This window comes from Candidatus Nanopelagicales bacterium (assembly GCA_030700225.1).
Lineage (GTDB): Bacteria > Actinomycetota > Actinomycetes > S36-B12.
Genome location: JAUYJT010000004.1, coordinates 1 through 24,607, shown reverse-complemented (window position 1 = coordinate 24,607; position 24,607 = coordinate 1). Strand labels below are relative to the sequence as shown.

22 protein-coding genes and 1 tRNA gene are annotated in these 24,607 nt (G+C 64.9%); 13 read left to right on the top strand and 10 right to left on the bottom strand.

What is annotated here, in order from left to right:
• Positions 1-8 precede the first annotated feature (8 nt).
• The 3 genes from Q8P38_00600 to Q8P38_00590 are packed head-to-tail and all read left to right on the top strand — an operon-like array spanning position 9 to position 4,296.
• Complete coding sequence (locus tag Q8P38_00600; protein ID MDP4013113.1) at positions 9-1,574, top strand: succinic semialdehyde dehydrogenase; 1,566 nt, start codon at positions 9-11, stop codon at positions 1,572-1,574.
• A gap of 27 nt (positions 1,575-1,601) precedes the next feature.
• Complete coding sequence (locus Q8P38_00595; protein ID MDP4013112.1) at positions 1,602-3,311, top strand: GMC family oxidoreductase; 1,710 nt, start codon at positions 1,602-1,604, stop codon at positions 3,309-3,311.
• A gap of 43 nt (positions 3,312-3,354) precedes the next feature.
• The gene (locus Q8P38_00590; protein MDP4013111.1) at positions 3,355-4,296 is read left to right on the top strand and encodes an NAD(P)H-binding protein; all 942 of its coding nucleotides are present in this window, start codon (positions 3,355-3,357) and stop codon (positions 4,294-4,296) included.
• 18 nt (positions 4,297-4,314) lie between these two features.
• Here Q8P38_00590 and Q8P38_00585 read toward each other — a convergent pair whose 3' ends face one another.
• Positions 4,315-5,589: a zinc-dependent metalloprotease gene (locus Q8P38_00585; GenBank protein MDP4013110.1), complete on the bottom strand. Its 1,275-nt coding sequence runs from the start codon at positions 5,587-5,589 to the stop codon at positions 4,315-4,317.
• A gap of 312 nt (positions 5,590-5,901) precedes the next feature.
• On the opposite strand from Q8P38_00585, the gene Q8P38_00580 reads away from it, so the two are divergent.
• The 7 genes from Q8P38_00580 (at position 5,902) to Q8P38_00550 (ending at position 11,835) form a co-directional block, all read left to right on the top strand.
• Entirely contained in the window at positions 5,902-6,969 is a 1,068-nt protein-coding gene (locus Q8P38_00580) for a PDZ domain-containing protein (GenBank protein ID MDP4013109.1), read from the top strand.
• Positions 6,970-6,979: 10 nt separating this feature from the next.
• Positions 6,980-9,982 carry a UPF0182 family protein gene (locus Q8P38_00575; GenBank protein MDP4013108.1) on the top strand — a complete coding sequence of 1,001 codons (3,003 nt, stop codon included), beginning with the start codon at positions 6,980-6,982 and terminating at the stop codon, positions 9,980-9,982.
• 99 nt (positions 9,983-10,081) lie between these two features.
• Positions 10,082-10,155: transfer RNA gene (locus Q8P38_00570), tRNA-Met, on the top strand.
• Between the two features lie 106 nt (positions 10,156-10,261).
• Entirely contained in the window at positions 10,262-10,498 is a 237-nt protein-coding gene (locus Q8P38_00565) for a hypothetical protein (protein ID MDP4013107.1), read from the top strand.
• Positions 10,495-10,914 carry a type II toxin-antitoxin system VapC family toxin gene (locus Q8P38_00560; GenBank protein MDP4013106.1) on the top strand — a complete coding sequence of 140 codons (420 nt, stop codon included), beginning with the start codon at positions 10,495-10,497 and terminating at the stop codon, positions 10,912-10,914. Before Q8P38_00565 ends, Q8P38_00560 begins: the two co-directional genes overlap by 4 nt.
• Positions 10,915-11,104: 190 nt before the next feature.
• Positions 11,105-11,578 (top strand): nucleotidyltransferase domain-containing protein, encoded by a 474-nt coding sequence (locus tag Q8P38_00555; GenBank protein MDP4013105.1) that lies wholly within the window; start codon positions 11,105-11,107, stop codon positions 11,576-11,578.
• Complete coding sequence (locus tag Q8P38_00550) at positions 11,578-11,835, top strand: hypothetical protein (GenBank protein ID MDP4013104.1); 258 nt, start codon at positions 11,578-11,580, stop codon at positions 11,833-11,835. The genes Q8P38_00555 and Q8P38_00550 overlap by 1 nt, the downstream gene beginning before the upstream one ends.
• 145 nt (positions 11,836-11,980) lie before the next feature.
• On the opposite strand, the gene Q8P38_00545 is transcribed toward Q8P38_00550, so the two are convergent.
• The 9 genes from Q8P38_00545 to Q8P38_00505 form a co-directional block, all read right to left on the bottom strand.
• Positions 11,981-12,445 (bottom strand): PIN domain-containing protein, encoded by a 465-nt coding sequence (locus Q8P38_00545; protein MDP4013103.1) that lies wholly within the window; start codon positions 12,443-12,445, stop codon positions 11,981-11,983.
• 28 nt (positions 12,446-12,473) lie between these two features.
• The gene (locus tag Q8P38_00540) at positions 12,474-12,977 is read right to left on the bottom strand and encodes an excisionase family DNA-binding protein (GenBank protein MDP4013102.1); all 504 of its coding nucleotides are present in this window, start codon (positions 12,975-12,977) and stop codon (positions 12,474-12,476) included.
• A 383-nt stretch (positions 12,978-13,360) separates the two neighbouring features.
• A complete protein-coding gene (locus Q8P38_00535) occupies positions 13,361-14,386 on the bottom strand; it encodes an alpha/beta hydrolase (GenBank protein MDP4013101.1) in 1,026 nt (341 codons plus the stop codon).
• A 405-nt stretch (positions 14,387-14,791) separates the two neighbouring features.
• Complete coding sequence (locus Q8P38_00530) at positions 14,792-15,505, bottom strand: pentapeptide repeat-containing protein (protein MDP4013100.1); 714 nt, start codon at positions 15,503-15,505, stop codon at positions 14,792-14,794.
• Positions 15,506-15,635: 130 nt separating this feature from the next.
• On the bottom strand, positions 15,636-17,813 hold the full coding sequence (locus tag Q8P38_00525; GenBank protein ID MDP4013099.1) for an ATP-binding cassette domain-containing protein: 2,178 nt from the start codon (positions 17,811-17,813) through the stop codon (positions 15,636-15,638).
• Positions 17,810-20,044, bottom strand: coding sequence for a cysteine peptidase family C39 domain-containing protein (locus tag Q8P38_00520; protein ID MDP4013098.1), 2,235 nt, complete (start codon positions 20,042-20,044; stop codon positions 17,810-17,812). The genes Q8P38_00525 and Q8P38_00520 overlap by 4 nt, the downstream gene beginning before the upstream one ends.
• A gap of 2 nt (positions 20,045-20,046) precedes the next feature.
• A complete protein-coding gene (locus tag Q8P38_00515) occupies positions 20,047-20,868 on the bottom strand; it encodes an HlyD family efflux transporter periplasmic adaptor subunit (protein MDP4013097.1) in 822 nt (273 codons plus the stop codon).
• 122 nt (positions 20,869-20,990) lie between these two features.
• Positions 20,991-22,427, bottom strand: coding sequence for a TfuA-like protein (locus tag Q8P38_00510; protein ID MDP4013096.1), 1,437 nt, complete (start codon positions 22,425-22,427; stop codon positions 20,991-20,993).
• 2 nt (positions 22,428-22,429) lie between these two features.
• On the bottom strand, positions 22,430-23,527 hold the full coding sequence (locus Q8P38_00505; protein ID MDP4013095.1) for a YcaO-like family protein: 1,098 nt from the start codon (positions 23,525-23,527) through the stop codon (positions 22,430-22,432).
• Between the two features lie 189 nt (positions 23,528-23,716).
• Between Q8P38_00505 and Q8P38_00500 the strand changes: the two genes are divergently transcribed.
• The 3 genes from Q8P38_00500 (at position 23,717) to Q8P38_00490 (ending at position 24,418) form a co-directional block, all read left to right on the top strand.
• A complete protein-coding gene (locus Q8P38_00500; protein MDP4013094.1) occupies positions 23,717-23,848 on the top strand; it encodes a hypothetical protein in 132 nt (43 codons plus the stop codon).
• A gap of 136 nt (positions 23,849-23,984) precedes the next feature.
• On the top strand, positions 23,985-24,128 hold the full coding sequence (locus Q8P38_00495) for a hypothetical protein (protein MDP4013093.1): 144 nt from the start codon (positions 23,985-23,987) through the stop codon (positions 24,126-24,128).
• 143 nt (positions 24,129-24,271) lie between these two features.
• A complete protein-coding gene (locus tag Q8P38_00490; protein MDP4013092.1) occupies positions 24,272-24,418 on the top strand; it encodes a hypothetical protein in 147 nt (48 codons plus the stop codon).
• Positions 24,419-24,607: the final 189 nt, after the last annotated feature.

Sequence of the window (24,607 nt, the reverse complement as noted above, 5' to 3'; positions counted from 1 at the left end):
GAGGTCCGGTGAGTACGGTCGTTTCCCAGCAGTCAACTCTTGAACCCAGTCTGGTGAGGCGGTTGACGCGACGAGTGCACGGGACCTCCGGTGAACACCTCAGCATCAATTCACCCATCAACCGGGCGCATCTGGCCGATGTGCCCGTGTCAACTGTGGAGGACGTCAACCAAGCATTCAGGTTCGCGCGCCGCGCGCAACGGGCGTGGGCTGAGTCGACCGTCGCGCACCGCGCCTCGGTCCTGTTGCGTTTCCACGATCTAGTGCTGCAGCACCGCGACGAGGGACTCGACCTGGTGCAACAGGAGACCGGCAAGGCTCGCCGCGACGCCCTTGAGGAGATCCTCGACGTCTGCATCGTGGCCCGGCACTACGGCAGAGACGGTCGGCGCGTGCTTCGACCCAAACGCCACCGCGGCGTCCTCCCCTTCGTCGTCGGGGTACGCGAATTCCACCATCCCAAGGGCGTAATCGGCGTCATCGCGCCTTGGAACTATCCCCTGACACTCGCGATCACTGACGCGTTGCCAGCTCTGCTGGCTGGCAACGCCGTGGTCCTGAAGCCTGACTCCCAGACACCACTGACTGCCCTTTGGGCTCTGGAACTCCTGCGCGAAGCCGGACTTCCCGATGACGTGATGAGCATCGTTGTTGGAGCCGGGTCCAAACTCGGACCCGCGATCGTCGCCGAAAGCGACTACCTGATGTTCACCGGCTCCACACGGGTTGGCCGGGTTCTGGCCGCAGCCTGCGGAGAGCGCCTGATCGGCTGCTCAATGGAGCTGGGCGGCAAGAACGCGCTGATCGTGTGCGACGACGCCGATCTGCCGCGGGCGGCCGAGGTCGCTGTGCGCGCCTGCTTCGCCAACGCTGGGCAGCTGTGCATCTCCATCGAGCGCATGTACATCCACCGGTCAGTCTGGGACGAATTCCTCAGCCTGTTCATCCCCCGCGTCGCGCGAATGCGTCTCGAAGTCGGCGTCGGCTGGGGAGCCGACATGGGGTCGTTGATATCGGAGGGCCAGCTGCGGACCGTCGAGAGCCACGTGGACGACGCCACCGCGAAGGGAGCCAGCGTCCTCGCCGGAGGCAAGGCTCGCCCCGATCTTGGCCCCTACGCCTATGAGCCAACGGTGCTCGCCGATGTCACCGCCGGTATGACTGTCTACCGGGAGGAGACGTTCGGCCCAGTAGTTTCGGTGTACCCGTTCGACACGGATGACGAGGTCGTGGCGGCGTCAAACGACACTGAGTATGGCCTGAACGGTTCCGTCCTGACAAGGAGCTGGAAGCGCGGTCACGACATTGCCCAGCGCCTTAGGGTCGGCACCGTCAACATCAATGAGGGGTACGCGGCCGCCTTCGGCAGCAACACCTCGACCATGGGCGGCATGGGCGACTCGGGCATGGGCAGAAGACACGGCGACGAGGGACTTCTGAAGTACACCGAGTCGCAGACAGTCGCCAACCAGCGTTTGCTCGGACTCGGAGCTCAGTTCGGCCTCAGCGACGAGCAGTGGGGCAACGCGCTGACGGTCTCCATAGGGATAATGAAGCGGCTTGGCCTGAAGTAGGGCTCGGCGAAGCCTGGGAGGGCAAGCATGGACTCGTTCGACTTCGACGCGGTTGTGATCGGATCCGGATTCGGCGGTTCGGTCGCGGCGTTGCGCCTCACCGAGAAGGGCTACCGCGTCGGCATGCTGGAGGCGGGCCGCAGGTTCGACGACTACAGCTTCCCGAAGACATCCTGGCGGCTTCGCAAGTTCCTGTGGGCACCCAGGCTGGGCATGACGGGAATCCAGCGGATGCACTTCCTGCGGAACGTCATCATCCTTGCGGGAGCCGGGGTCGGCGGAGGGTCTCTCGTCTACGCGAACACGCTGTACGTGCCTCCGAAGCGGTTCTTCGACGACCCGCAGTGGAGTGGCATCACCGATTGGTCCACCGAGCTGGCTCCCTACTACGACCAGGCCGCCAGGATGCTGGGCGTGGTCGAGAACCCGCACATGACGCCAGCCGACGAGATCATGAAGGCCGTGGCGGATGAGATGGGGGCTGGTCACACCTTCCGGATGGCTCCAGTCGGGGTGTTCTTCGGTGACGGGCCGGGAGTGAAGTCGCCAGATCCCTTCTTCGGAGGGGCGGGCCCGGAACGCAACGGCTGCAGGGAGTGCGGCTCATGCATGACCGGATGCCCGAACAACGCGAAGAACACCCTGGCCAAGAACTACATCTGGCTCGCCGAGAACGCTGGCGCTGAAGTGTTCCCGATGACTACGGTCCGGGCGATCCGCCCGCTTCCCGGTGGGGGGTTCGCCGTCGAGAGCGAACGCACGGGGATCTTGCCCAAGCGGGGTCGCCGGGAGTTCTCAGCCGAGCACGTCGTCTTCGCCGCGGGAACTTTCAACACTCAGAAGCTGCTGCACAGGATGAAGGACGAAGGACACCTGCACGCGCTGAGCCCAGCGCTGGGAGAGCTTTCGCGCACGAACTCCGAGAGCCTGCTGGGAGCGATCTCGCGTGACCGGCGTCGCGACTTCACGCGCGGCGTAGCGATCACTTCGTCGTTCTTCCCCGAGCCTCACACTCACATCGAGCCGGTCCGGTATGGCAAGGGCTCGAACATGATGGGACTGCTGGGGACTGTCATGACTGACGAGGAGCCGGGCGTTCCTCGTTGGAAGACATGGGTCAAGACCGTCGCCAAGCGGCCCAGGGACTTCGTGGGCTTGTACGCGGGGATCCGCGGATGGTCGGAGCGCAGCGTGATCGCGCTTTGCATGCAACCGGTTGATAACTCGCTGACCGTCTACAGCAAGAAGACCCGATCTGGACGTTGGAAGCTGACGTCGAAGCAGGGGATGGGCGAGCCTTCGCCGAGCTGGATCCCAGCCGCTAACGACGCGGTACGCCGGATGGCCGCGCGCGTCGACGGCATACCTGGTGGGAACTTCGGTGAAGTCATCTCGGCCCCGCTGACCGCCCACTTCATCGGCGGAGCGCCTATTTCGGAGTCACCCGAGACCGGTGTCATCGACCCGTACCACAGGGCCTGGGGCTACGACGGGCTCCACGTCGTCGACGGAGCGGCCGTGACAGCGAACCTCGGGGTCAACCCCTCGCTGACGATCACGGCGCAAGCCGAGCGTGCCTTCGCCATGTGGCCCAACCGCGGCGAGGCCGACCCGCGTCCCGAACAGGGTGAGCCGTACCGCAGGGTCGACCCTGTCCCGCCGAACTCCCCGGCCGTCCCCGCCAGCGCGCCTGGGGCCTTGCGGCTACCCGTAGCGGAGAGTACGTCTCAGCCTTAGTTCTGGTGGCACGCGGCCGACAGTTCGATCAGGAGGACGACACATGACCCGACGTGTGCTCGTGACAACCGGGAACGGGATGTTCGGCCATGCGCTCGTCGCCGAACTCGCCAACCGCGACGACATCCAGGTGCGAGCGATGGTCCGCGACCGGTCGAAGTTCAAGCTGTCAGGCAACAACATCGAAGTCGTCGAAGGGGACATGGATGACCCGGCCTCGCTCGTCGCGCCTCTGACAGACGTCACACATGTGTACCTTTCATCGCCGATGGATGGGCACATCGCGGAACGGGAAACCGCCGTCGTCGACGCAGCACGGGCTGGCGGCGCACCCCACATCGTGGCCATCTACGGGGCCGTGCGCCATCATGGCGACTCGCTCGACTCGATGCACGTGGAGTCGATCAACCATCTGAAGAACTCAGGGTTGCCCTGGACGCTCGTATCTCCCAACTCCGTGATGGAGACATCGCTGGCGCCGTTCGCCTCGCAGCTGAGGATGGGAGCTGTCATGGGCATGAGCGGGAGGGGCCGGGTCGGTCTCGTCGCGCTGGCCGATGTCGCCCGCGTGTCCGCAACGGTGATCACGACGGCGGGGCACGAGGGAGAGAACCTCGAGTGCACCGGCCCCGCTGCGCTGGACATGGCTGAGGTCACCGCCTTGTTCTCGAACGCACTACATCGGCCCATCCCCTACTACGACCTGCCCGAGGACGAATTCGCGAAGATGCTGCTCGAGCACGGCGCCTACCCCGACATGCGTGCCCTCGAGATCAACGTCCTGTGTCACCTGCGCGCCTGGCGGAACGGCGACGCGGACCTGGTGACGGACACAGTCGCCCGGGTCACCGGACAGGCGCCGGTCGCGGTCGCGGACTGGATCGCCGCCAACATCGATGACTTCGCCCGCAAGCCGTCCATGACGAACCGCATCGCCGGATTCTTCGTCAAACGGCGGTACGGCAAGTACAAACTGACGACCTGATCAGATCGGACAGCACGCCTACTCGCCTGCGGCCCCAGGATCTTCAGGCACTTGGAGCGGCTCGGACGACTGACGCCGCTCCCAGTAGCCATCGATGTCGTCCAAGTCGTCGGCCGCGGGCAACAGGTCGGGGTGCTCCCACAGTGCGTCACGCCCAGCGGCATCCTCCGCCGTAAGAACCATGCCCCAGAACTGGGCTGCTTCCCTGAGCCTTCGGGGGCGAAGCTCCAGTCCGACGAGCGTCGCGAAGGTCTTCTCAGCCGGCCCACCCGCAGCGCGGCGTCGGCGCATCGCCTCTGACAACCTGCCAAGGTCCGGCATCCGGTCCGCCACCGCCTCAGTAACAACGTGCTCCACCCAGCCCTCAACCATCGCCAGCAGGGTCTCCAACCTGGACAAGGCCGCGCGCTGCTCTGGGGTGTCCTGAGGTTCAAGCACGCCCCCGGACAAGACTTCCTGCATCGACTCGGGATTGGCGGGGTCGATCTGGGCCACTGCCTGCTCGATCCGATCGGTATCGACGTGGATCCCGCGAGCGTAAGCGGCGACCGCGGCTTCAAGTCGCGAGCGCAGCCACGGGACGTGCGTGAACAACCGTTCGTGGGCGCACTCTCGCAGCGCCACGTAGAGAAGCACATCCTGGCGATCGAGCCCCAACCCGTCAGCGAACTGACCCGCGTTGCCGGGAAGAATGGTTGGTCGGCCACTCCGGGTGAGTGGGATGCCAATATCGCTGGCCGACAGGACTTCTCCTGACAGCGTCCCTAGTCCCTGCCCGACTTGCGCGGCGAACAGTGCCGCGCCGAGCTGTTTGGCCATGCCGGCCAGTGGGCCCATCATCGCAGCGGCCTGCTCATCCATTCCCGGCATGGCCTGTCCAGCGATCAATCCACCCAAGGTGCCTTGGACCTGTTCGGCGACGGGCGTGATGACTTCCTGCCAGGTCGGTAATGTGCCGTCTACCCACTCCCGGCGCGTCCACGCGACGGCACCCGCATCGCTCGCGGCGAACGAGCAAGCCCCGTCGAGCCAGTGATCCGCCAGCATGGCCGCGTCCGCGACAGCCGACCGCTCTCCGGCGGTCAACTCCGGGTCACTCTGCTGCGCCTCGTGCTGTTTGGCCATCTGACTTGCCAAGTCCCAGTTCACCGGTCCGGTCTCGCCTGACTGGAGCATCCGCCCGAGAGATTCAAGAGCGGACCCAAGCTGGGACATGTCGAAACCGCCGGTCGGATCGCCTCCTGGCTTGTCCGGATCCGGCGGCGTGAAGCCGAAGGGGAAGTTGCCGCTCATGCGTCCTCCTGCAGGGTGTGGGATCAACCTATCCCCGTAGCGGGCTGGACACGAATGGCCGAGCCGATGGCGTTGGCCACATGTGGATCTGGATGCATACTTGTGGGTCTGATCGAGCGAGAGGAACTGCGTGGAGCCGCTCGTCTGGCTGGCCGCGACGATCTTGCTTGCGACGTGTGGCCTCATCGCCTTGTTGTTCATTGCGCGGTCCCGGAAGCGGGACCTTAGTTCCGCGGACCGGGCTCGCCGTCTGGCAAGGATGGAGAAGGCCCTGCGCCGCACGCCGGTCCCTCGCGACGCCCAGGCCCACAGATGAGTCGGCGCCAGTTCTGGTACGCCAGCGCCTGGATACTCCTGGTCGCCGTCGCTGGCACAGCGGTCATCGCCCCAGCCCCTTTCGTGACTCTGGCGCCTGGTCCAGTCTTCGACATACTCGGGGAGCACGACGGCGAGCCAGTGCTCAAGATCGAGGGCACCCGCTCTTACCCCACGACCGGTGAGCTCGACATGACGACCGTCGCTGAGGCCGGCGGGCCCTCCGGGAGCATCTCCGTCGCGACAGCCATCTGGGGACTACTCACACCGGACGTGACCGTCCTGCCTGTCCAGGCGAGGTACCCAAGCGGGGACCCAGGCCAGGAGGAACGAGCCCTCGAACAACAAGTCTTCAGCCAATCCCAATCCGATGCTCTCGCCGCGGCCGCCAACTACCTGCACCGCCCCGTGACCGACGCCGTGGTGTCCAGCGTCAAACCCGGATCCCCGTCCGACGGCAAGCTCCAACCCGGCGACGTGATCCGATCAGTGGACGGTCACCGCGTTTCCAGCTCCGGACAAGTCGCGAAGCAGGTGTCCAGCCGCCCTCCAGGCAACGAGCTAAACCTGCGGGTCGAGCGAGGCGGCCAGAGGTTGGACGAGACGATCAAGACGACCGCCAGCCCCGACGATTCAGATCGCGCCATCATCGGAATCACCGTCGGGGGACAGTACGTGTCGAACTTCAAGCCGGTCCTCTCCCTACCGGACATTGGAGGCCCAAGCGCGGGACTGATGCTGGCCGTCGCGATAGTCGACAAGCTCACCCCCGAAGACCTGCTCGCCGGGCGCCAGGTCGCTGGCACCGGCACGATCAAGCCCAACGGGGAAGTCGGCGAGATCGGCGGGATAGACAAGAAGATCCTGGCGGCCTCCCGAGCCGGGGTTCAGCTATTCCTCGCACCCGCCGGTAACTGCGATGACGTCGTGGGAGCCCAGCAGCCGGAGCTGCCCATCGTCCCAGTCTCGACCCTGTCCGAAGCCGTGGACGCGATCAAACGTTGGCAGTCCGGCGATGAGCTTCCGACTTGCCCGGCCTCTCTCGCGTCGCCTACAGCGCGTTAGGCTCGGCGCTATGTCGTTTGAAATGCCGGGAAGCGCATCAGGCAGCGGGCCCGGCCCATATGGTCGCACCGACGTCGCCGAGCCTCCGGGCCGAAGCCGCGCTCTGGCGCCCACCCTGCTGGTTCTGGGCGGACTCGTGCTGCTATTCATCGTGTTCGTCGGCATCTACTCCGACTGGCTCTGGTTCGACTCGGTCGACAAGACGTCGGTCTTCACGACAACTCTGACTACCCAGATAGGTCTCTTCGTGGTCTTCGGCGCCGTGATGGGCGCGGTTATCGGCATCAACGCGGCCATCGCCTTCCGGTCCAGGCCGACTTTCGCCAGGATGACGCCCGAGCAGGTCTCTTTGCAGCGCTACCGGGCATCCCTGGAGCCGTATCGCTTGATCCTGGCCGCAGGAGGCTGCGCGTTCTTGGGGCTGATGACCGGACTGTCCGCGGCAGCCGAATGGCCCACCTACCAGATGTGGCGTGAGGGTGGCGATTTCGGGCAAACGGACCCCGTGTTCGGAGTTGACATCGGGTTCTTCGTCTTCCAGGTCCCGTGGCTCCGGTTCCTCTTGGGCTTCCTGTTCGCCTTGCTGCTTCTCTCCCTGGTCACCGCCGTAGCTGTGCACTACCTGTACGGCGGCTTGCGGGTCCAGGGGTCGGACCGCGGGATCTCGCCCGCGGCGCAGACTCACCTGGGGATACTGGCGGGCGTACTGCTGATCGTGAAGGCAGGCTCATACTGGCTGGACCGGTTCGAGCTGGCCACCGCGAGCCAGTCACTCGTTCAGGGGTCAGGGTTCACGGGCATGAAGTATGTCGACGCGAACGCGATCCTGCCGGGTAAGACCATCCTAATGTTCGCCTCACTGATCGTCGCGATCCTGCTGTTCATCGGAGCCACTCGCCGCCGCTGGGCGCTGCCTCTGATCGGGCTGGCGTTGCTCGTGCTGTCGAGCATCGTCATCGGGTGGCTCTATCCCGCGATCGTGCAGACCTTCCAGGTCAGCCCGACCGAGGAGGTGCGGGAACGCCCGTACATCCAGAACAACATCACCGCCACGCGCACCTCGTACGGTCTGGACGGCTCTGAGGTCCAGGACTATCCAGGCAAGCTGGTTGCTCCTGACGCTGTCCTGAAGACGGACAAGGGGACTCTGAAGAACATCCGGCTCCTTGACCCCGCGATCATCAGCCCGACCTTCCGGCAGTTACAGCAGATCCGCGGCTACTACGCCTTCCCCGACGCGTTGAACATCGACCGCTACCCGCTGACCAGTGGCACTCCGCAGGGGGCAGTCGTTTCGGTCCGCGAGCTGAACCAGGCCGGGATTCCTGACGGCCAGCGCAACTGGACCAACGACAAGACCGTGTACACGCACGGATTCGGATTCGTTTCCGCATACGACAACACGATCCTCAAGGACGGCAAGCCCGACTTCTTCGAACGTGACGTGCCGCCGGTCGGCAGGCTCGACATCGAACAGCCGCGCGTGTACTTCGGGGAGATGTCGCCGCCCTACTCCATCGTCGGCGCTCCTGCGGGCGCCACGCCGCAGGAGCTGGACTATCCGGATGACTCCAGCCCGACCGGCCAGCGGAACAACACGTATGAGGGAACAGGCGGCGCCGCCATGGGTGGGTTGTTCAACCGGCTCGTCTTCGCGACGAAGTTCCAAGACCCGAACATCCTGTTGTCCGATCTGGTTAACGAGGACTCGAGGGTCCTGTGGGACCGGGATCCCAGAGACCGGGTGTCGAAGGTCGCCCCGTGGCTGACGTTGGACAGCCACCCCTACCCGGTCGTGCAGGACGGAAGGATCACGTGGATCGTCGACGGCTACACCACGTCGAACCAGTACCCAAACGCATCGCGAACGACTCTGAGCGAAGCCACGAGTGACGCGGTCACCACGACCTCAAGGTCGATCTCCGCTCAGGCGAGAACCCAGGTCACCTACATGCGCAACTCCGTGAAGGCCACGGTCGACGCCTACGACGGAACGGTCACTCTTTACCAGTGGGACGAAACCGACCCGGTGGCCCAAACGTGGATGCGTGTCTTCCCGGGAACGGTTCAGCCCAAGTCCGACATACCCCCTAGCGTTCTGGAGCACATCCGGTACCCCGAGGACATTTTCAAGGTGCAGCGAGCGATCGTGAGCCGCTATCACGTCACGGACCCATCGACGTTCTACTCAGGCGGAGATGTCTGGATCATCCCGTTCGACCCGACCAAGCCCGGCGCGAGCGCCTACCAGGCCCCGTACTTCCTAACGCTTCAGATGCCCGGGGCGCGCGAGCCGAGCTTCTCACTCACGACGTCCTTCTCGCCCAGCCGACGGGAGACTCTTGCCGCGTTCATGGCCGCGAACTCCACACCGGGCCCCGACTACGGGAAGATCCAGATTCTGCAGATGCCGAGGAACACTGTGATTCCCGGCCCGACCCAGGTCCAGAGCAACTTCGAAGCCGACACGGTGATCTCTTCCCAACTGACTTTGCTGCGCGCGGGCGGCTCAGACGTCGTGCCCGGCAACCTTCTGTCCCTGCCGGTCGCCGAAGGCATGCTGTACGTCGAGCCGATCTACGTGGCTGCCGCTGGGGGACAGGGTTATCCGCTGCTGCAAAAAGTGCTCGCGTCCTACGGCCAGGCAGTGGTGATGGCCGACACGGTGGACGAGGCACTGACGAGGGTATTCAACGTCACCGGCGACACCTCTAAGGAATCCGACAAGTCCACCGCCCAACAGAAGCTGGCTCAAGCCTTGGAGGACGCGTCCAAGGCGTACGCCAGCGGCCAAGCGGCGCTGGCCAAGGGCGACTTCGCCGCCTACGGCAAGGCCCAAGAGGCTTTGAAGAACGCTCTGGACCGTGCCGCCAAGGCCAATGCCGAGATCCAGGGCAAGAAACCATCTGTTGAAGCACCGAACCCCGACGCCAGCCCGGCTCCGGGCGAGGCTCCGAGCCAGCCACAGGACGAGTCCGCTGGGGAGCAACCGGACAACGAGCAGGGTGCCTGACCGCGCACACCCGTCGGACCCGCGCACCGACAGGCTCAGTCGGCGGTTGGCGGCCCCGAGCCCGGCCATGTATCCTTGCGAAGTCGCGGTGGCGATCATCGCGGGGTGGAGCAGTTCGGTAGCTCGCTGGGCTCATAACCCAGAGGTCGCAGGTTCAAATCCTGCCCCCGCTACTTGTTGTGATCTTGATGGTTCACGCCGCCTTTCCCTCACGAATTCGAGTTTCTGACCCGTCGCGACGGCGCTCTGTCGGCGTCTCACATGTGAGACACTGACTGTGTGTCCAATGTTCCGATTCGCGAGCTCAGAAACAGCGGCGGAGCTGTCGCGGACCGAGTACTAGCTGGTGAACATGTCACGGTCACCCGCGCGGGCAAGCCCATCATGGAACTCACCGCCCTGCCCAGGCCTCCACTGTCCGGTCCAGCTCTCATCGAGCGCTGGCGCAACGTCGCCGTGATCGATCTCGTCCGGCTCCGCGCTGACATGGCCGAAGTCATGGACGATTCGGTATGAGTGCCTCCGTCGGCATTCTTGACACGTCCGCGATCATCGCTCTCCCGACGCTGAGCGACGCGTCAGCTCTACCTGAGACGCCACTGATCACGACTATCACACTCGCGGAGCTGTCGGCCGGACCGCTGGTCACCGACGATGCCGCGGAGCGAGCCCGGCGGCAGAGCGTCCTCCAACAAGCCGAGTCGGATTTCGACCCGCTGCCGTTCGACGCTCCCGCCGCACGCGTTTTCGGTCAAGTGGCTTCCGCGCTGCGCCGCTCTGGGCGCATGCACAAAGCCAGGGCCTACGACGCACTCATCGCTGCTATCGCGATCGCCAACAGCATGCCTGTCTACACCGCGAACCCTGACGACTTCTCAGGCATCAACGGACTGAGCGTCGTGGCCCTGAGGGCCGGGAGCGCGAAAGACTGATGCCGATCTGCTGCCGGACCGCCAAGGTAGTACTTCGCTTCGACGTATCCACCCGCACCTCCCGTGCCTCGGTCTGGCGGCACGGGACGTCTGGTGCCGCGGCCGCGACATGCCTGCGCTTCCGGCGACGCCAGCCCTGAGCTGCGCCTGCCTCACACGTCAGCAGCCCTCGTGCTGATAAGATCGTCTTATGTCACTCTCTGCGGAGTACCGCGACGCCCGACGCGGCGAAGAAGTCGCGCGGCTGCGACGCGTACTGGCGCTGCGCGCGATGGTCGCAACGGGCATGAGCCAGCGCCAGATCGCCGACGCGCTCGGCATCAGCCAGCCTGCGGTCAGTCAGCAGCTCAAGTTCGCCCCCCAGCTCGACGACCTCCACCCCGAGGTCCTGCTCGAAGCGGCAGCGCCCATCCTCAAGGCTCTCGCCGCCGATCACGGCTACACCAGGCTCGCTGCGTTCGGGTCCGTCGCACGCCGCCAAGCCCGACGAGACTCCGACATCGACCTCATCGTCGAGGCGCCCGAGGGGACATCCTCGTTTGGGTTCATTCGGTTCAAGCGTCTCATCGAGCAGGTCCTCGGGCGCGAGGTCGACCTTGTCGAGTACGGCGGACTCAAGCCGCGGATCGATGATGACATCCGCCGAGAGGCGGTGCTCCTCTGATGGAACGCGAGGCCGCCAACCCACTCTCCAAGCTCGGTGTCCTCGCACCCGATGGCGTCGAATGGGCCCTTGCCGTCGCGAACCGCAACTTCATCATCCAGACGATCAGTTTGCTAGCCGGGACCTGGGCGGCCACCGCAGCCTTCGGGTGGAGGTCGAGCAGGCGGTGGCAGGCGTCGCCAATGATCCCGCTGGAGTCGTCGGCACGGGTGATGACCTTGATCGCGGAAGCAAGGGCCTTGTGCGTGACGGGGTAGACCTCGGCCGGGTCGGTTGTCGGAATCGCTTCGTCGAGGATGTCGACGGCCTCGTGCATCTGGCGGCCATGCTCGTTCGAGGCACGCCAGCGGTGGAGATCAGCACGTGTCCTGAGGAGCGGGAGGACTGCATCGGCCAGATCAGTCACGGGCCCCTCAACAGTTCGCGCTCGAGGATCTCGGCGACGGTGTTCGCGGCGAACTGGTGCGGGCAGAGGATAGCGATCCCCGCGTCGATCAGGACAGAGGAGGATCTGAACCCCGCTCGTGTGTCGTCAGTGACGATCGCGTCGGCCTTCCCGATGATGGCGGCGTGGGCAACGTGCCCGTCGTCCGCGTCGCTCTGCCCGTAGTCGTAGTCGCGATCCTTCGGGGCGTTGATCTCAGCGCCGGGAAAAGCCTGACTCATCTGCTCGAAGAGATGGCGCCTTCGCTCCTCGCTACCCTCGCGGCCGCGCTTGGGATCGAGGCGCGCAAGGACGTAGTCCAGTTCGGAGAGGATTCCCGACCCCCAGAGCGGAGCGAAGGCGTCCTCATCTGCGAGCTGGAGCAGGAAGTTCCGCTGAAGCCCCGGCACCAGGGCACAGGTGTCGAGGACGGCGCGGTACACGTGACGAGTTTGCCAGAGCCCGCGAACCTCAGCGATTGCGACGGGCCTCGGCGAGTAGCGAGGTTACGTCGTCGTCTTCGACGTCGTCGTACTCCGCCGAACCCTCGGCGATGAAGCGGTTGCGCCGGGCGCGCAGTCCCTCACGGTAGGCGAGCACGTCGGCCAGCCGAAGCTTGCGGCGCACCGTTCCTGGCACATGGGCCGCGAGTTCACCTTCGCTAATCAGGCGCACGACGGTGGGGCGGCTCAGGCCGAGGATCTCCGCGGCCTGCTGAGTGGAGATCTCCTGATCGCGGGTCAGGATGCTGACCGATTGGCCGTGACTCAGAGCCTGAACGACCTGCTTGAGGATGGCGTGAAGCTGCTTGGTGAGTTCCACACGATCGTGCTCGCCGGAGCCGGTCAGGTAGAACGCCGACTCAGGCGATGTGCCGTGACGCGCCTCGTGCGCCTCCATGAAGCTGAGAACCTTGGCCAGTTCGTCAGCGTCAGCGGGCGCAGGACTAACGACCTCTGCGTCGGTCGCGTTCATGGCTCCTCCTTGCCTCGCATGTCCTTGCCCTTTCACTGTAACGCAGTTGCGAAAGTTACGAACGCTCCGCTGGATAAGCTTACGGGCGACTCGCTAGTCGGCGGGGACGTCCCGGCTTCATGCCTGTGGCTCGGTCCGGCATCGATCACGCTGCCATCGCTGAATTCGAGTCGAAGTTCACCTGGGTCGCGCGCATGCCCGGAACCAAGCTTCGATCCGCAGATCGTGAGTGGTCAGCTTCTGGGATCCCTTCCACGCAGGTGGTCGGTCCGAGCCTCGGTGTGCGCCGGCCCAGATGATGCATATCCTCTGTTGACCTTGGACATTCGCGATCACGTGAGCGGGGAAGATCGCGAACGAGCTTGATCAACAGAGGATTTGCATCAGGTGCGCGCCAAGACCCGGTCGAGGAACGCGAACTGGTCTCTCCACGATCGCCGAGCGTTACGCAACATCGGCACAGCGTGAAAGCCGTGCAGGCCGCCAGGGTAGTACTTCGCTTCGACGTCGGCGCCGCGAGCACGAAGGGCTGCCTCGAGTCGGCGCGTGTCATCCAGGAGAGGGTCGCGGGTACCCACCAGCGCGAAGAACGGGGGCAGCGGGCGAGTCGGGACTTCGTTCGACTCCAGCACAAGCAACGGATCTGCCAGGTCAACGCCACCGGATCCGAGGCGCGCACCGTGCAGGTAGCCAGCCTCGCACCTGACGATCTGGTTGCGAATGAACCCCGGCAGACTGCGCCTCCGCGTGAACCGCTCGGTGTCTGACACCTGAAGCAGGCCGCACGCTGGCAGGCAGGCGGTCGGCGTCACTCCGGTGGCCGATACGTCAGCCGCCCAGGGCTCAGGCCGGTCGAAGCACGCCATGACCGTCAGCGAAGCGGCCAAGTTGGCCCCCGCGGACTCGCCAGCGACGACGACCCGCCGGGGATCCCCGCCGAAGTCGGCCGCGTGCTCGACCGTCCAAGTGAATGCCCGCGCCACGTCTTGGGCAGCCGCCGGGAACTTGTGCCTGGGCGCCACCCGGTAGTTGATCACGAAGACGAGGTAGCCCTGGCGCGCGTAGGCAAGGCCCATGATCCAGTGCGTGTCTTTCGACAACGAGTGGAACGCGCCCCCGTGTATGTACAGCACGGTCGGCATCCCCTCGCCCGCGCCGGTTGGCCGATAGACGTCGAGCCGGTGGGCCCGTGAGTTCTCCCGGTCCCCGGGGGGCGCGTAGCTAAGGTCATGGATGACCTCCACACCGTGCAGCGACGGGTCGGCCTGGGGGTGAAGGCGACCAGCCCTGGCGATCGCTCGGAAGAAGCGATCGCCCACCCAACCAGCAGCGTTCTGCGCCGCCCGCTGATGCGGCAGATCTCCCTTGCCGCTACGCCGGTAGATCATGTGGGTACCGCCGAGTTCCATCTGACCTCCCCCGCCACCGTAGCCCGCGAACAGCCTCGTTCGGGGCACAGGCGGGCGCCAGGAGTGTGCGACGTCGCAGCGCGCCGCTCCGCCGTGAGCCGCTGCGCCCGGTATGTCCGATTCGTCCGATCCACGCCCGGCCGCCGCCCGGCGTGCAGGATCCGCGGGCAACCTGCTCACAGTTTCACAGCCTGCAGATACAACGCCGAGGATCCGGTTGAATCCCGCATCGACCATTGAATGTGATCCACGTGTCGCAATCGTGAGGTGATCTTGGAATACGGGTGTCCGGTGTCGGGGCATCAGCTGCCGCGCGGCTGTCGTGGATGTCGGATGCCCCGTTGTTCATCCCGGGGTCACCGAGTCGGTAGCCACCCAAAGATCAGCGAGGCGCGCTTAGACTAGTCACCGCAATACGCACTTCCCTATCGAGCCTCGATCGCAACTCCGACGATCGATCCAAATTGCCCCGGTCAGGTCCGCCCCGGTCAGGTCCGCCCCGGTCAGGTTCGCCCCGGTCAGGTTCGCCTTCGTCAGGTCCGCGTCGCTCAGGTTCGCCCCCTCCAGGAACGCATCGCTCAGGTCCGCCTTCGGCAGGTTCGCCTTCGGCAGGTTCGCCTTCATCAGGTTCGCCTTGCCCAGTTTCGCCTGGGTCAGGTCCGCCCCCTCCAGGTCCGCCCAGCTCAGGTTCGCCTTCGTCAGGTCCGCCTTAAACAGATTCGCCTTGCCCAGGTTCGCCTTCGGCAGGTCCGCCCCCTCCAGGTCCGCCCAGCTCAGGTTCGCCCCCTCCAGGAACGCATCGCTCAGGTCCGCCTTGTACAGGATCGTCGCGGACAGTAATGTCCCTTTCAGGTTCGCCCTGTCCAGTTTCGCCATGCTCAGGTCCGCGCGTGCCAGGTAGTACACCCCGGCTAGGTCGCAGTTGGACAGGTCGACGCCGGGTGCCGGCATGATGCCCTCGCAGTTGCGGTAGGTTTCGGACTGGGTGCCCGGTGAGGCGCCTATGTCGCGGCTCGTGTCTTCGGGGGTCGGCGTGGTGCTTTCCGAGTTGGAGCACGCGCCCAGTAGCAGGGTGATGCCGACGGCGACTGCCGCGATCGCGGTGCGTTTTCTGTTCATGGTGGCCTCCATTCGTCAGGCGTCCTGCGAGCAGTGTGCCCGGGAACGCCCGTGGTTGCCATTCGGGCACGTGGTGATCACCGGAACAGGGTCCGGAAGGCGCGGTGTGTCCGAGGGGCAGCAGGCCCGGCTAGGCACTCAGCTGCCGGGCGGCAAGCGCGAAGAACACACCCCGGCGTCGCATCAGTTCTTCGTAGGAGCCATGCTCAACGATCCGGCCGCCGTCCACCACATAGATCCGGTCAGCGTCGCGGATCGTTGTCAGTCGATGGGCGACGACGATACGGGTGGCGCCAAGTGCCCGCATGCTGTCGCCGACCGCCGCCTGAGTTCGATTGTCCAACGCGCTTGTTGCCTCGTCCAGCAGCAGAATTCTGGGATTGCGAACGAGCGCACGAGCCAGCATGATGCGCTGCTTCTGGCCGCCAGAGAAGGTGGCCGCACCGTCGCTGACAAAGGTTCGCATACCCATCGGCATCGCACGGATGTCCGCGGCAATCCCGGCTAGTTCGGCAGCGGCCCAAGCATCCGATTCGGTCAGCGGCGAAGCGCCAATGATGTTGTCCAGGATCGTGCCGCTAGCCAGCTCAGCGGACTGAGCCACCGCGCCGATCTGTCGGCGAATCGAATCCGAACCCAGTCGCTCCAGTGGTCGGCCGTCGAAGAGAACCTCACCGGAGGTGGGCACTTCAAGGCCGATCAAGACTCGCAGCAGCGTGCTCTTGCCAGCGCCGCTCGGCCCTGCGATGGCGACGAACTCCCCGGGCGCGACTTGAAGCGACACGTGTGACAGCACGTCGGGTCCGGTTTCGTCGTACTTGAACGACACCTCCGCCAGTTCGACACCGCCCTCCAGCACGGGATCCGCGGCAGCCGACCCAAGGGGTTCTGGCCTCGCCGCCAGAAGCACCCGGACCGCCTTGAGAACCGGGATCGCTCCGACAACAACGTTCATGGGTCCCAACAGGGCCGCCAGGGCACCGGCGGACTGGCCAGCGGCCGCGATGAACGAGGTGAAGGCCCCCAGCGGAAGTCCGTTCGACGCACGGATCGATCCCAGAACTACCACAACCGTCACCAGAACCGGTGCGAGTGCGGCCACCAACGACAGCCTCTGAACCCCGCGGGCAGCGTCCCGGGCGGCCTGTTGTTGCCGAGCGTAGGTCAAAGTCCACAAGGCCTGCATCCGCGTCTCGGCACCGGCGACTTTGATCTTCGCGATTCCAGTGAACAGGCTCAACGTGGTCCCGGACAGCTCTAGGGCTTGCCCGACATAGCGCTCCCGCGCTTGCACCTGTCGGTACATGATTGTGACGACCACAAGCCCGGTGGCGAAGAGCGCAGCACACACCATCCACGCCAGCGCCGGGCTGACGACGAACATCACTGCGAACCCGGACACCGCCAACAGCAAGCCCGAAGTGATCCGCAGCAACGAGGTGGTAACCGCGAATCCGACCTGATCAAGCCCTTGGATGCGTTGAACAAGATCGCCGACGCTATGGGCGCGGAAGAACGACAGAGGCAACCGGACTACCCGATCGAGTAGGGCAGCGACCATCCTGGAGTTCAAGCGGGTCGTAAGCCCCTGAAGCAGAAGCGATTGCAACAGGATCAAGCCAGCTGCGGCTAGGGCCACCATCACCAGCAGAAGCCCGATCGCCACGGTCCGGGCTCCGGCGCCGCGGTCCACCAAGTCGCCCACGACATACCCCGACAGGGCCGGCACGGCGATACCAAGCACAGCGGTGCACACCGCCGCGCCAAGCGCGATGACAATGTCCGATCGGAAGCTCGTTCCGACCGACGCTTTGACCAATTCGCGTAGTCCTGTTGCCTCATCGGGTAGCCGCGGGGTCACCGACCAGGCCCTGGGACTCAGGGAAGCGGCGATGCCGTCATCGAGCCGAGTAGCTCGCGCGTCCAGAACCAGGACGTACGATCTCCCCCGCGGGACGGCGGCGGCTACCCGCCCATCAAGGCATTGAACAATGTACGGTCCAGAGTCCCTGCGCCACCAGCGGCCTTTCAGCGCCACAGCCCGGGTCGGCACTCCGATACGCCGAGCCGCATCCATCACATCGGTGGGTTCGCCCCTACCGACCTGGGCCGTGCGGGCCGGCGACACGTGGAAGCCGCTGGCGGCAGCCGCGACGACGAGTGCGTCCACGACGTCGGAGCCCGACGCCTGGATGACGTCCATGCCGGAGGGGGTCAGGATCTCGCGCAGCGCCGCGTCGGCGGCGACCTCCAGCGGAATGGTGTCCGACGTCGGGCTGCCAGATCCGCCGAATAGTTCAGGGCTCACAGCGACACCATCGCGGCGTAGTGACCCGACCGCGCGAGAAGCTCTTCGTGAGTTCCGCGCTCAACGAGTTGGCCCTGATCCATTACCAAGATCTCGTCGCAGTCGCGAACCGTCGACAACCGATGAGCGATGATCAGCAGCCCCGCCCCAGACTGTGCCAGGGCCTCCATCACCTCGAACTCCTTCATCGGGTCCAACGCGCTGGTGGCTTCATCGAGCACGAGCAGGGCTGGCGATCCGGCAGCCGCCCGGGCGATCTCGATCCTCTGCCGCTGCCCACCGCTGAAGTTGGAGCCCCCCTCAGATACCGCACAGTCGTAGGATCCGGGACGCGCCGCGATTTCCTCGTGAATGCCCGCACCTCGGGCGGCGGCCACAACCTGCCTATCCGTGATGGACGCATCGAACAGCGTGATGTTCTCGCGCACGGTTCCCGGAAACAACACGATCTCCTGATCCACGTAGCCGAGTTGAGCCACCCGAAGATCTCGGCGTACCTGCGGCAAGGGCACGCCGTCCAGTAGCACTTCGCCGGACCACGGCTGCAGCAGCCCAACTGCCATGCGCGCGACCGTGGACTTCCCGCATCCGGACATCCCCACCAAGCCAACGCGACGGCCCCGACTCAGAATCAACGACAGGTCACGGATGAGTGGAGGAGCCGACGGACTGAAGCCAAAGGTCAGATTGCGCAACTCCAAACTGGGTTCCGCTGAATCCGCGACCCGAGAACGGCCAGTGGCCTCGTTCTCTTCGATGGATTCGACACTGGCGGCGCACGTGGGATCGATCGGGTATTCCAGCAGGTCATCAAGACGGTCAAGGGATGCCCGAGCCTGCTGCAAAGTGGCGCCGAGTCCGGCCCAAGCCCCCAACGGGCCCAGGAACAGTGGAAGCAGGGCGAGAGCGGCGACGAAACCACCCGGCGACAGGGATTGCGCCATCACCAGCAGTCCCCCGGCCGATACGAACACCGCCGACGCGATGCCCGCCGTCAAGGTCGGCAAAGCCGCTAGCGCCAACGCTGACACCGAGAGTCGGGTAAGCGCATTGACCGAGCGGGCATGACGGCCTGAGCTGAGAACGAAAAGATCATCCTCGGTTCCGGAGGATTTCACGGTCTCGATACTGCGCAGACCGTACGCGAGCGAACCTGAGAAGGCCGCCTGCTCCCGGGCCCATCGGCCAGCGGCACTTTGGCGCCACTGCGCTGAACCGCGCACAGCCAAGACAACAGCGAGCCCCGCCGCCAAGGCAACCAAAGCGAGCTGCCAGGAGTAGACGAGTAGCGTCACTCCAACCACGGTCGCGGTCACCAAACCAACGACCGCCGGGATCAGCTGCATTGACGCCACCAAGCTGACCTCGTCAACGAGTTGAACTCGAAATGCCGTGTCTCCGGCGTAGCGCTGAACGAAGAAGCTCAACGGAAGTCGCAATGCGTGGTGGACGAGCGCAATCGCCTGATTCTGCGACAGCGCCAGTCCCAATCGTCGAGCCACCGCCCCTTGCCACCAGGTCAGCCACAACGTCATGGCGCCGGCGAACACAAGGGTTGTGAGAGTGGCCGGTATCCAGTCGGTGATGCCGTCGATCACCACTCGATCCACGTAGGCACGCAACGCCATCGGAACCAAGGCAACTGGCATTGCCAGCGCTAGGCAGGCGATCGTCAAGTAGATCAGGGCCGACCAGGTGCCGCCCAGGCGGCGGCCCAGCCCACGCCAGGCGCTAGGTGCCCGACCGCTTCTAGCGAAGTCAGGTCCAGGCGCTGTTCGCAGCACGACACCGGTGAAATCCCGGTCGGCCTCGGACCAGTCAGCCCGAACCCGGCCAACGGCTGGATCGTTGAGCAGCAGACCATGTTTGTCCACCCCCTCAATCACCACGAAGTGCGAAAACCGCCAGAACGCGATGACCGGGAAGGGCTCATCCGGCAGCTGCTCCAGCTCCCGCCGAAAGCCGTCCACGATCAGCCCTTGAGCACGCCCGGCCAGCACCATGTTGTGGGCATTGGCACCGTCGCGGGAGACTCCGCAAGCTACTCGGAGATCCTCCAGCGGAACCCAGCGCTGGTAGTGCCCGAGAATCATCGCCAGGCAAGCGGCTCCACATTCGGTGGCTTCCATCTGCAGCACCGTGGGCACGGAAACGCGCCTTCCATGAACGTCCATGGTCCAGGCCAGGTCGGCTTCGGGCGCGGATTCCGTGCTCTGATCAAGGTCCGCCATCATTAACTCCCGAAGATCGTCCGGTAGGGGCTCACTTCCTCGAGAACAACAGTTCCATTAGTGGACACACCGGACACGAGTCGCTGGCTGGGACCTGGCGGCAGAGTCCAATCCCATCCGGTCGGGTTCGCTGGGTCGGGCAGCAACTCAATCTGCACCTCGACCGACGGCCCCTGCCTCAACAGGATGTCCGTGTACTCGGGGTCGGCCGTGATGAACATGATGCGCGATCGCGTGACGGGAATTGGGCTGACCGCGGTCACTCTTCCTCGCAGTTGTCCTTCCGACGAGGCTTCCGCCGAATCAGGAATGAGCAGCGCGCTCATTCCCGGCTGCACGTACTCGCCGCCCTTTTCGACAGGGATGAACAGGTACCCGATCTGGTCAGCCGTGTCAGGGGCTATCGTCGCCAAATAGTCGCCATATGACACACCCGTGTGGCTGCCCGCGCCGATGCCGATCACAGTGCCAGCGACGGGCGCGAGAACCGGCACGATAGTCGACTCATCCTCCCAAGACTCCTTGACCTTCCCGATCACATCACCGGCACGCACTACCGTTCCGACGGGCGGGGCGGCCCGCGTCAACAACCCGGTGACTGGGGCGGAAACCACCGCGTTCGCGGGAGCGTTGTTCACAACTCCGGATCCGCCGACCGTAATCGCGACCGTTCCGGCGAAGAGCCACACCGCGAGTCCGGCGAGCAGGAGCAAAGCGAAGCAGAGGGCAGCCCAAGCAGGAAGCCGAACTATCCGCACCTGGGCGTTAAGAGTGTCAGCGCTCGACTGTCCGGCGGCGGCACGATCTCGGAAGAGTGTGCCCATTCGCCCTCACCTCAGTCGCAGCCACAGCCGCGCGCTCAGGCCGATACTCGGTCGGAGCGTCGCGGTCGCACGCGCCCAGTATGGTCTACCGCATTCCCGCCTGTCCTGAGAACAGAAGCTGGCTACAAGGACGGCGAGTTGTCCTGATCGCCCTTGGCATCCGTCGGCCTGGGCTCATCGAATATCCCCAGGTCCTCGTACCGATCGGCTCGCAGCAGGGCGAACGGGAAGGTGCGCCGGGCCTGATCGCGCCAAGTGCGCTCGTCGACGAATCCACGGTCAGCCAGGGCCAGCAACCATTCCTGATCAGTCACGGCGGTGTCGGCACCCAGCCAGCGTCGCTCGCACCACCGCCGGACATCATCGACCGGCACTCGGTCGAAGTCGAAGTTGGGGCGGCGCTCTATCAGTTCAGCATTGAGCCGAACGACCCGGTCGGCCACCGCGCGCCAGTGCTTGGCGATCCCCATGCGGTCCATCGCGGTCGCCGTTTGCTCGGTGAGCCAGGGCACGGTGTGAGTGCGGGCCAGGAAGATCGTCAGCTGCTCGACGGTGTCGGCAGAGTCTCGTTCCGCCTCGGTCAGCCACGGATTGACCAGCGCGGCGATATCGGTGGGTTGATCAATTAGGCCCCGGGCCGTCAGCAGCTCTGACAGGACAGCCTGGTCCGAAGGGTCCGGAGGGTCCGAAGGCACTGCCGCGGCCAATGCCACCCGCCGGTGTAGCGCGGGAAAGTCGGCGGCGAGCATGCGAGCGCACGCGACCATCAGGCCCTCCGTGATGAACGCGCCACTGTCGCCCGTCGTTCCCCGCTCAGCGGCGGCCCACCCGTGGAACAGCGAGATTCCGGCGACGTCCGTCTCGTCCACATGGGCAGACAAACTGCGAACATCTCGTTCGGGAAGTTCATCTCGCGCGATCATCCGCAGCAGCGTCTCAGCGTCCTCGCGTTTGACGTCCACCTGCCACTTCGTCCAGATTCGAGCGAACTCTTCGGCGAGTTCGGGGCCGAGCTCGGCGGCGACCCTGGCTCGCATTCGAGCTACCGTGCGTTCCGTGAAGGGCATCGCCACCAGGGCGGCAACCATCATCTGGGCGCTCCGCAGCGGGCAGTCCCCAGCGGACACGGCGGCATCCAGTGTCGCGCGAACCGTCACCATCGCCTCCGAGAAGGCCGGGAATCCCTCTGCGGGCGAGCCGTGCACAACCGCGACTTCGTCATCGCCTTCGATCAATCCACTGCGGTACCACTGAAACACCTGACCGACACCGATCATCCCGAACGGTTCCAGTTCGGCGGCCCGCAGCGCACCCAGGCTGGCCGCCCCGACCACAGTGACCCCTCGGTCACACAAGGCCACGAGTTCCTTGTGACGCACCGACCGCTGCTGGAAGTAGTAGCCGTCGATGACGGCAACCGTGTCGCCCGGGCCCAGCTCGAGGTCCCACAGGTCCGCCGCCGCGATTGGAGGCATCACCCGCGCTGCCGGGAGCAGGGCGCGGACACCGCTGTGACCAATGGTCGGTCCAGCGAATACCACTACAGTCCCAGATGCCATGATCAGTGCCCCCGATACGGGGTCAAGCCGGGAGCGACTACCTTCACGACGTGAACGCCGTCCGCAGGTGTGAGGTCGACGACTAGCACCGACTCGCTGTAGCTTCGCAGACAGTCCCGCAAGATCGCCAGATCCGCGACCAGATCAGACGTAGGGACCAGTCCGCGATGGCGAGCGCGCTCAGCGACCTCTGAGAACGTGATGGTTGAGCCCGGGTCCCGCGCGACCCAATCAGTGCTGCTCCACTTGTAGGTCGACGCACTGATGTCGTCACGTGCTCCCGAGATCACAGTGGACCGAGACTGCACGGCCTCGCTCAACGCCCGGCACAATGCCACATCCGGGTCCAAGTGTGCGCCATAGCCACCGAACGACGTAGGGAACGATGGGTCGATCATCTCAGCGGCGAACGCCGGGAGCCCGATCTCATTCGTCATTGACTCAATAAGGACATCCGCGCCAGAAGCCGTCATCCGGTCCAACAGGGTCAACGCATGCTCCCCGGTGACCGACGCCGCACCCACCGTCTCGCGCCCACCGACGGCGAGCGCCTCTCTCTCGAGCAGCTCATACAGGCCGTGCAGAACGGCTTCCTCGTAGGTGTTCCCGCTGGCCAGCCCATTGCTGTCGGAGGCGAATACCGGCGGCCGCCAGCTCAACCGAACAGTCCAGTCCAGTGAGACTTCATCCACCGGGACATAGGTGCTGGCCCCGGTCATCAAGTCCACTGCGGCAGTCCAGTCCAATCGGACAGATCGCGCCATCGACTCGTAACCGGACCGGGCCAAGTCCCCGACGTCGTAGGGCAAGCCAAGTTCTGCTGCCCTTAGTCCGCTTCGCGTAACGGGCACACACTCCGCGGCGAAGCCTTCCACGCCTTCCATCACTGCTGACACTCGAGCCAATTCGCGCGTCAATCCCTTGCCTTGGGACGCGGCCAGGGCTCTGCTCTTGGGGCGGACTGCCTGGAATACGGGGATACCGATGTCGTCCAACCACGTCAGATCCGCGACTCGCGTTATTCCAAACTCGGGCAGCAGTGGCCGCACCCGCTCCCAGGTCGCCTCAGCGCTGCTAGCACGGTGAGTACCAGCAGTCACCACCTTCGGTTGACGCCGCACTATGGCACTCAATCACATCTACCGCCATCGCCGCTCGCTGCGGCGCTAACCTGCGTGGACCTTGGGGGACGTCTGGGTCTGCGACTCTACCGGTGGCGATCATGGACGCGCAGTCATAGAGTCACTACTGGCTGACATCGCGTCGGCCGCGACGAAGGGAAGACAACCATGTCCGACAAAGACAACACCGACGACAAGACCGCCCAAGACGCGCCACTGACCGACGAAGAAGCCCAGTCAGTGCAAGGCGGCGCCGCCGTTCGCCGGAAGGAAGAAAACCTCTTCGTCCCTGAAGGCTAAGGTCTCAGCGCCTCCGAAGATCCCGGCGAAAGCCGCGATGGGGTGTTCGTAGCCCGCCGCGGTGGCGATCATGGACGCAAAGTCATAGAGTCACTACTGGCTGACATCGCGTCGGCCGAAACGACGGGAGACAACCATGTCCGACAAAGAAGACACCAGCAAGTCCGACGCGCAAGACGCGCCACTGACCGACGAAGAAGCCCAGTCAGTGCAAGGCGGCGCCGCCCTTCGCCGGTCTGAGTGGATTCTGGAGGCCAAGGAAGAAAACCTTCGTCTCTGAAGGCTAAGGTCTCAGCGCCACCGAAGATCCGGCTGAAAGCCGGGATGGGGTGTTGGTAGCGCGCTGCGGTGGCGATCATGGACGCGGAGTCATAGAGTCACTACTGGCTGACATCGCGTCGGCCGGAACGACGGGAGACAACCATGTCCGACAAAGACAACACCGATGACAAGACCGCCCAAGACGCGCCACTCACCGACGAAGAAGCCCAGTCCGTGCAAGGCGGCGGCGCCGCATCTGTCACGGTTGAGGCGCGTTTGCGTGTTACGGAAACGGACAGCGGCGGTTGATGAAACGGGCCGCATCTGTCCCGTCTGAGATGCTAGCTGTTGACCGCAAGGCTGGCTGAGATGTCGGCGTCATCGCGGGTGCGGGTGAGGCGGTGTGACGTGGGCCCCGTCGCGGTGTTCGGGGCGGGGCCTTGATGGTCAGGCTGACGGTTTTGTGATCGGGGTGTCGCCGGTGTCGTGGTAACGGGT

What these genes read in the sequence shown, in the direction of transcription:
- Q8P38_00595 (MDP4013112.1), top strand. Translation starts at nt 1,602, where the DNA reads ATGGACTCGTTCGACTTCGACGCGGTTGTGATCGGATCCGGATTCGGC.
- Q8P38_00590 (MDP4013111.1), top strand. Translation starts at nt 3,355, where the DNA reads ATGACCCGACGTGTGCTCGTGACAACCGGGAACGGGATGTTCGGCCAT.
- Q8P38_00585 (MDP4013110.1), bottom strand. Translation starts at nt 5,589, where the DNA reads ATGAGCGGCAACTTCCCCTTCGGCTTCACGCCGCCGGATCCGGACAAG.
- Q8P38_00580 (MDP4013109.1), top strand. Translation starts at nt 5,902, where the DNA reads ATGAGTCGGCGCCAGTTCTGGTACGCCAGCGCCTGGATACTCCTGGTC.
- Q8P38_00575 (MDP4013108.1), top strand. Translation starts at nt 6,980, where the DNA reads ATGTCGTTTGAAATGCCGGGAAGCGCATCAGGCAGCGGGCCCGGCCCA.
- Q8P38_00560 (MDP4013106.1), top strand. Translation starts at nt 10,495, where the DNA reads ATGAGTGCCTCCGTCGGCATTCTTGACACGTCCGCGATCATCGCTCTC.
- Q8P38_00555 (MDP4013105.1), top strand. Translation starts at nt 11,105, where the DNA reads ATGTCACTCTCTGCGGAGTACCGCGACGCCCGACGCGGCGAAGAAGTC.
- Q8P38_00550 (MDP4013104.1), top strand. Translation starts at nt 11,578, where the DNA reads ATGGAACGCGAGGCCGCCAACCCACTCTCCAAGCTCGGTGTCCTCGCA.
- Q8P38_00540 (MDP4013102.1), bottom strand. Translation starts at nt 12,977, where the DNA reads ATGAACGCGACCGACGCAGAGGTCGTTAGTCCTGCGCCCGCTGACGCT.
- Q8P38_00535 (MDP4013101.1), bottom strand. Translation starts at nt 14,386, where the DNA reads ATGGAACTCGGCGGTACCCACATGATCTACCGGCGTAGCGGCAAGGGA.
- Q8P38_00530 (MDP4013100.1), bottom strand. Translation starts at nt 15,505, where the DNA reads ATGAACAGAAAACGCACCGCGATCGCGGCAGTCGCCGTCGGCATCACC.
- Q8P38_00520 (MDP4013098.1), bottom strand. Translation starts at nt 20,044, where the DNA reads ATGGCGGACCTTGATCAGAGCACGGAATCCGCGCCCGAAGCCGACCTG.
- Q8P38_00515 (MDP4013097.1), bottom strand. Translation starts at nt 20,868, where the DNA reads ATGGGCACACTCTTCCGAGATCGTGCCGCCGCCGGACAGTCGAGCGCT.
- Q8P38_00510 (MDP4013096.1), bottom strand. Translation starts at nt 22,427, where the DNA reads ATGGCATCTGGGACTGTAGTGGTATTCGCTGGACCGACCATTGGTCAC.
- Q8P38_00500 (MDP4013094.1), top strand. Translation starts at nt 23,717, where the DNA reads ATGTCCGACAAAGACAACACCGACGACAAGACCGCCCAAGACGCGCCA.
- Q8P38_00495 (MDP4013093.1), top strand. Translation starts at nt 23,985, where the DNA reads ATGTCCGACAAAGAAGACACCAGCAAGTCCGACGCGCAAGACGCGCCA.
- Q8P38_00490 (MDP4013092.1), top strand. Translation starts at nt 24,272, where the DNA reads ATGTCCGACAAAGACAACACCGATGACAAGACCGCCCAAGACGCGCCA.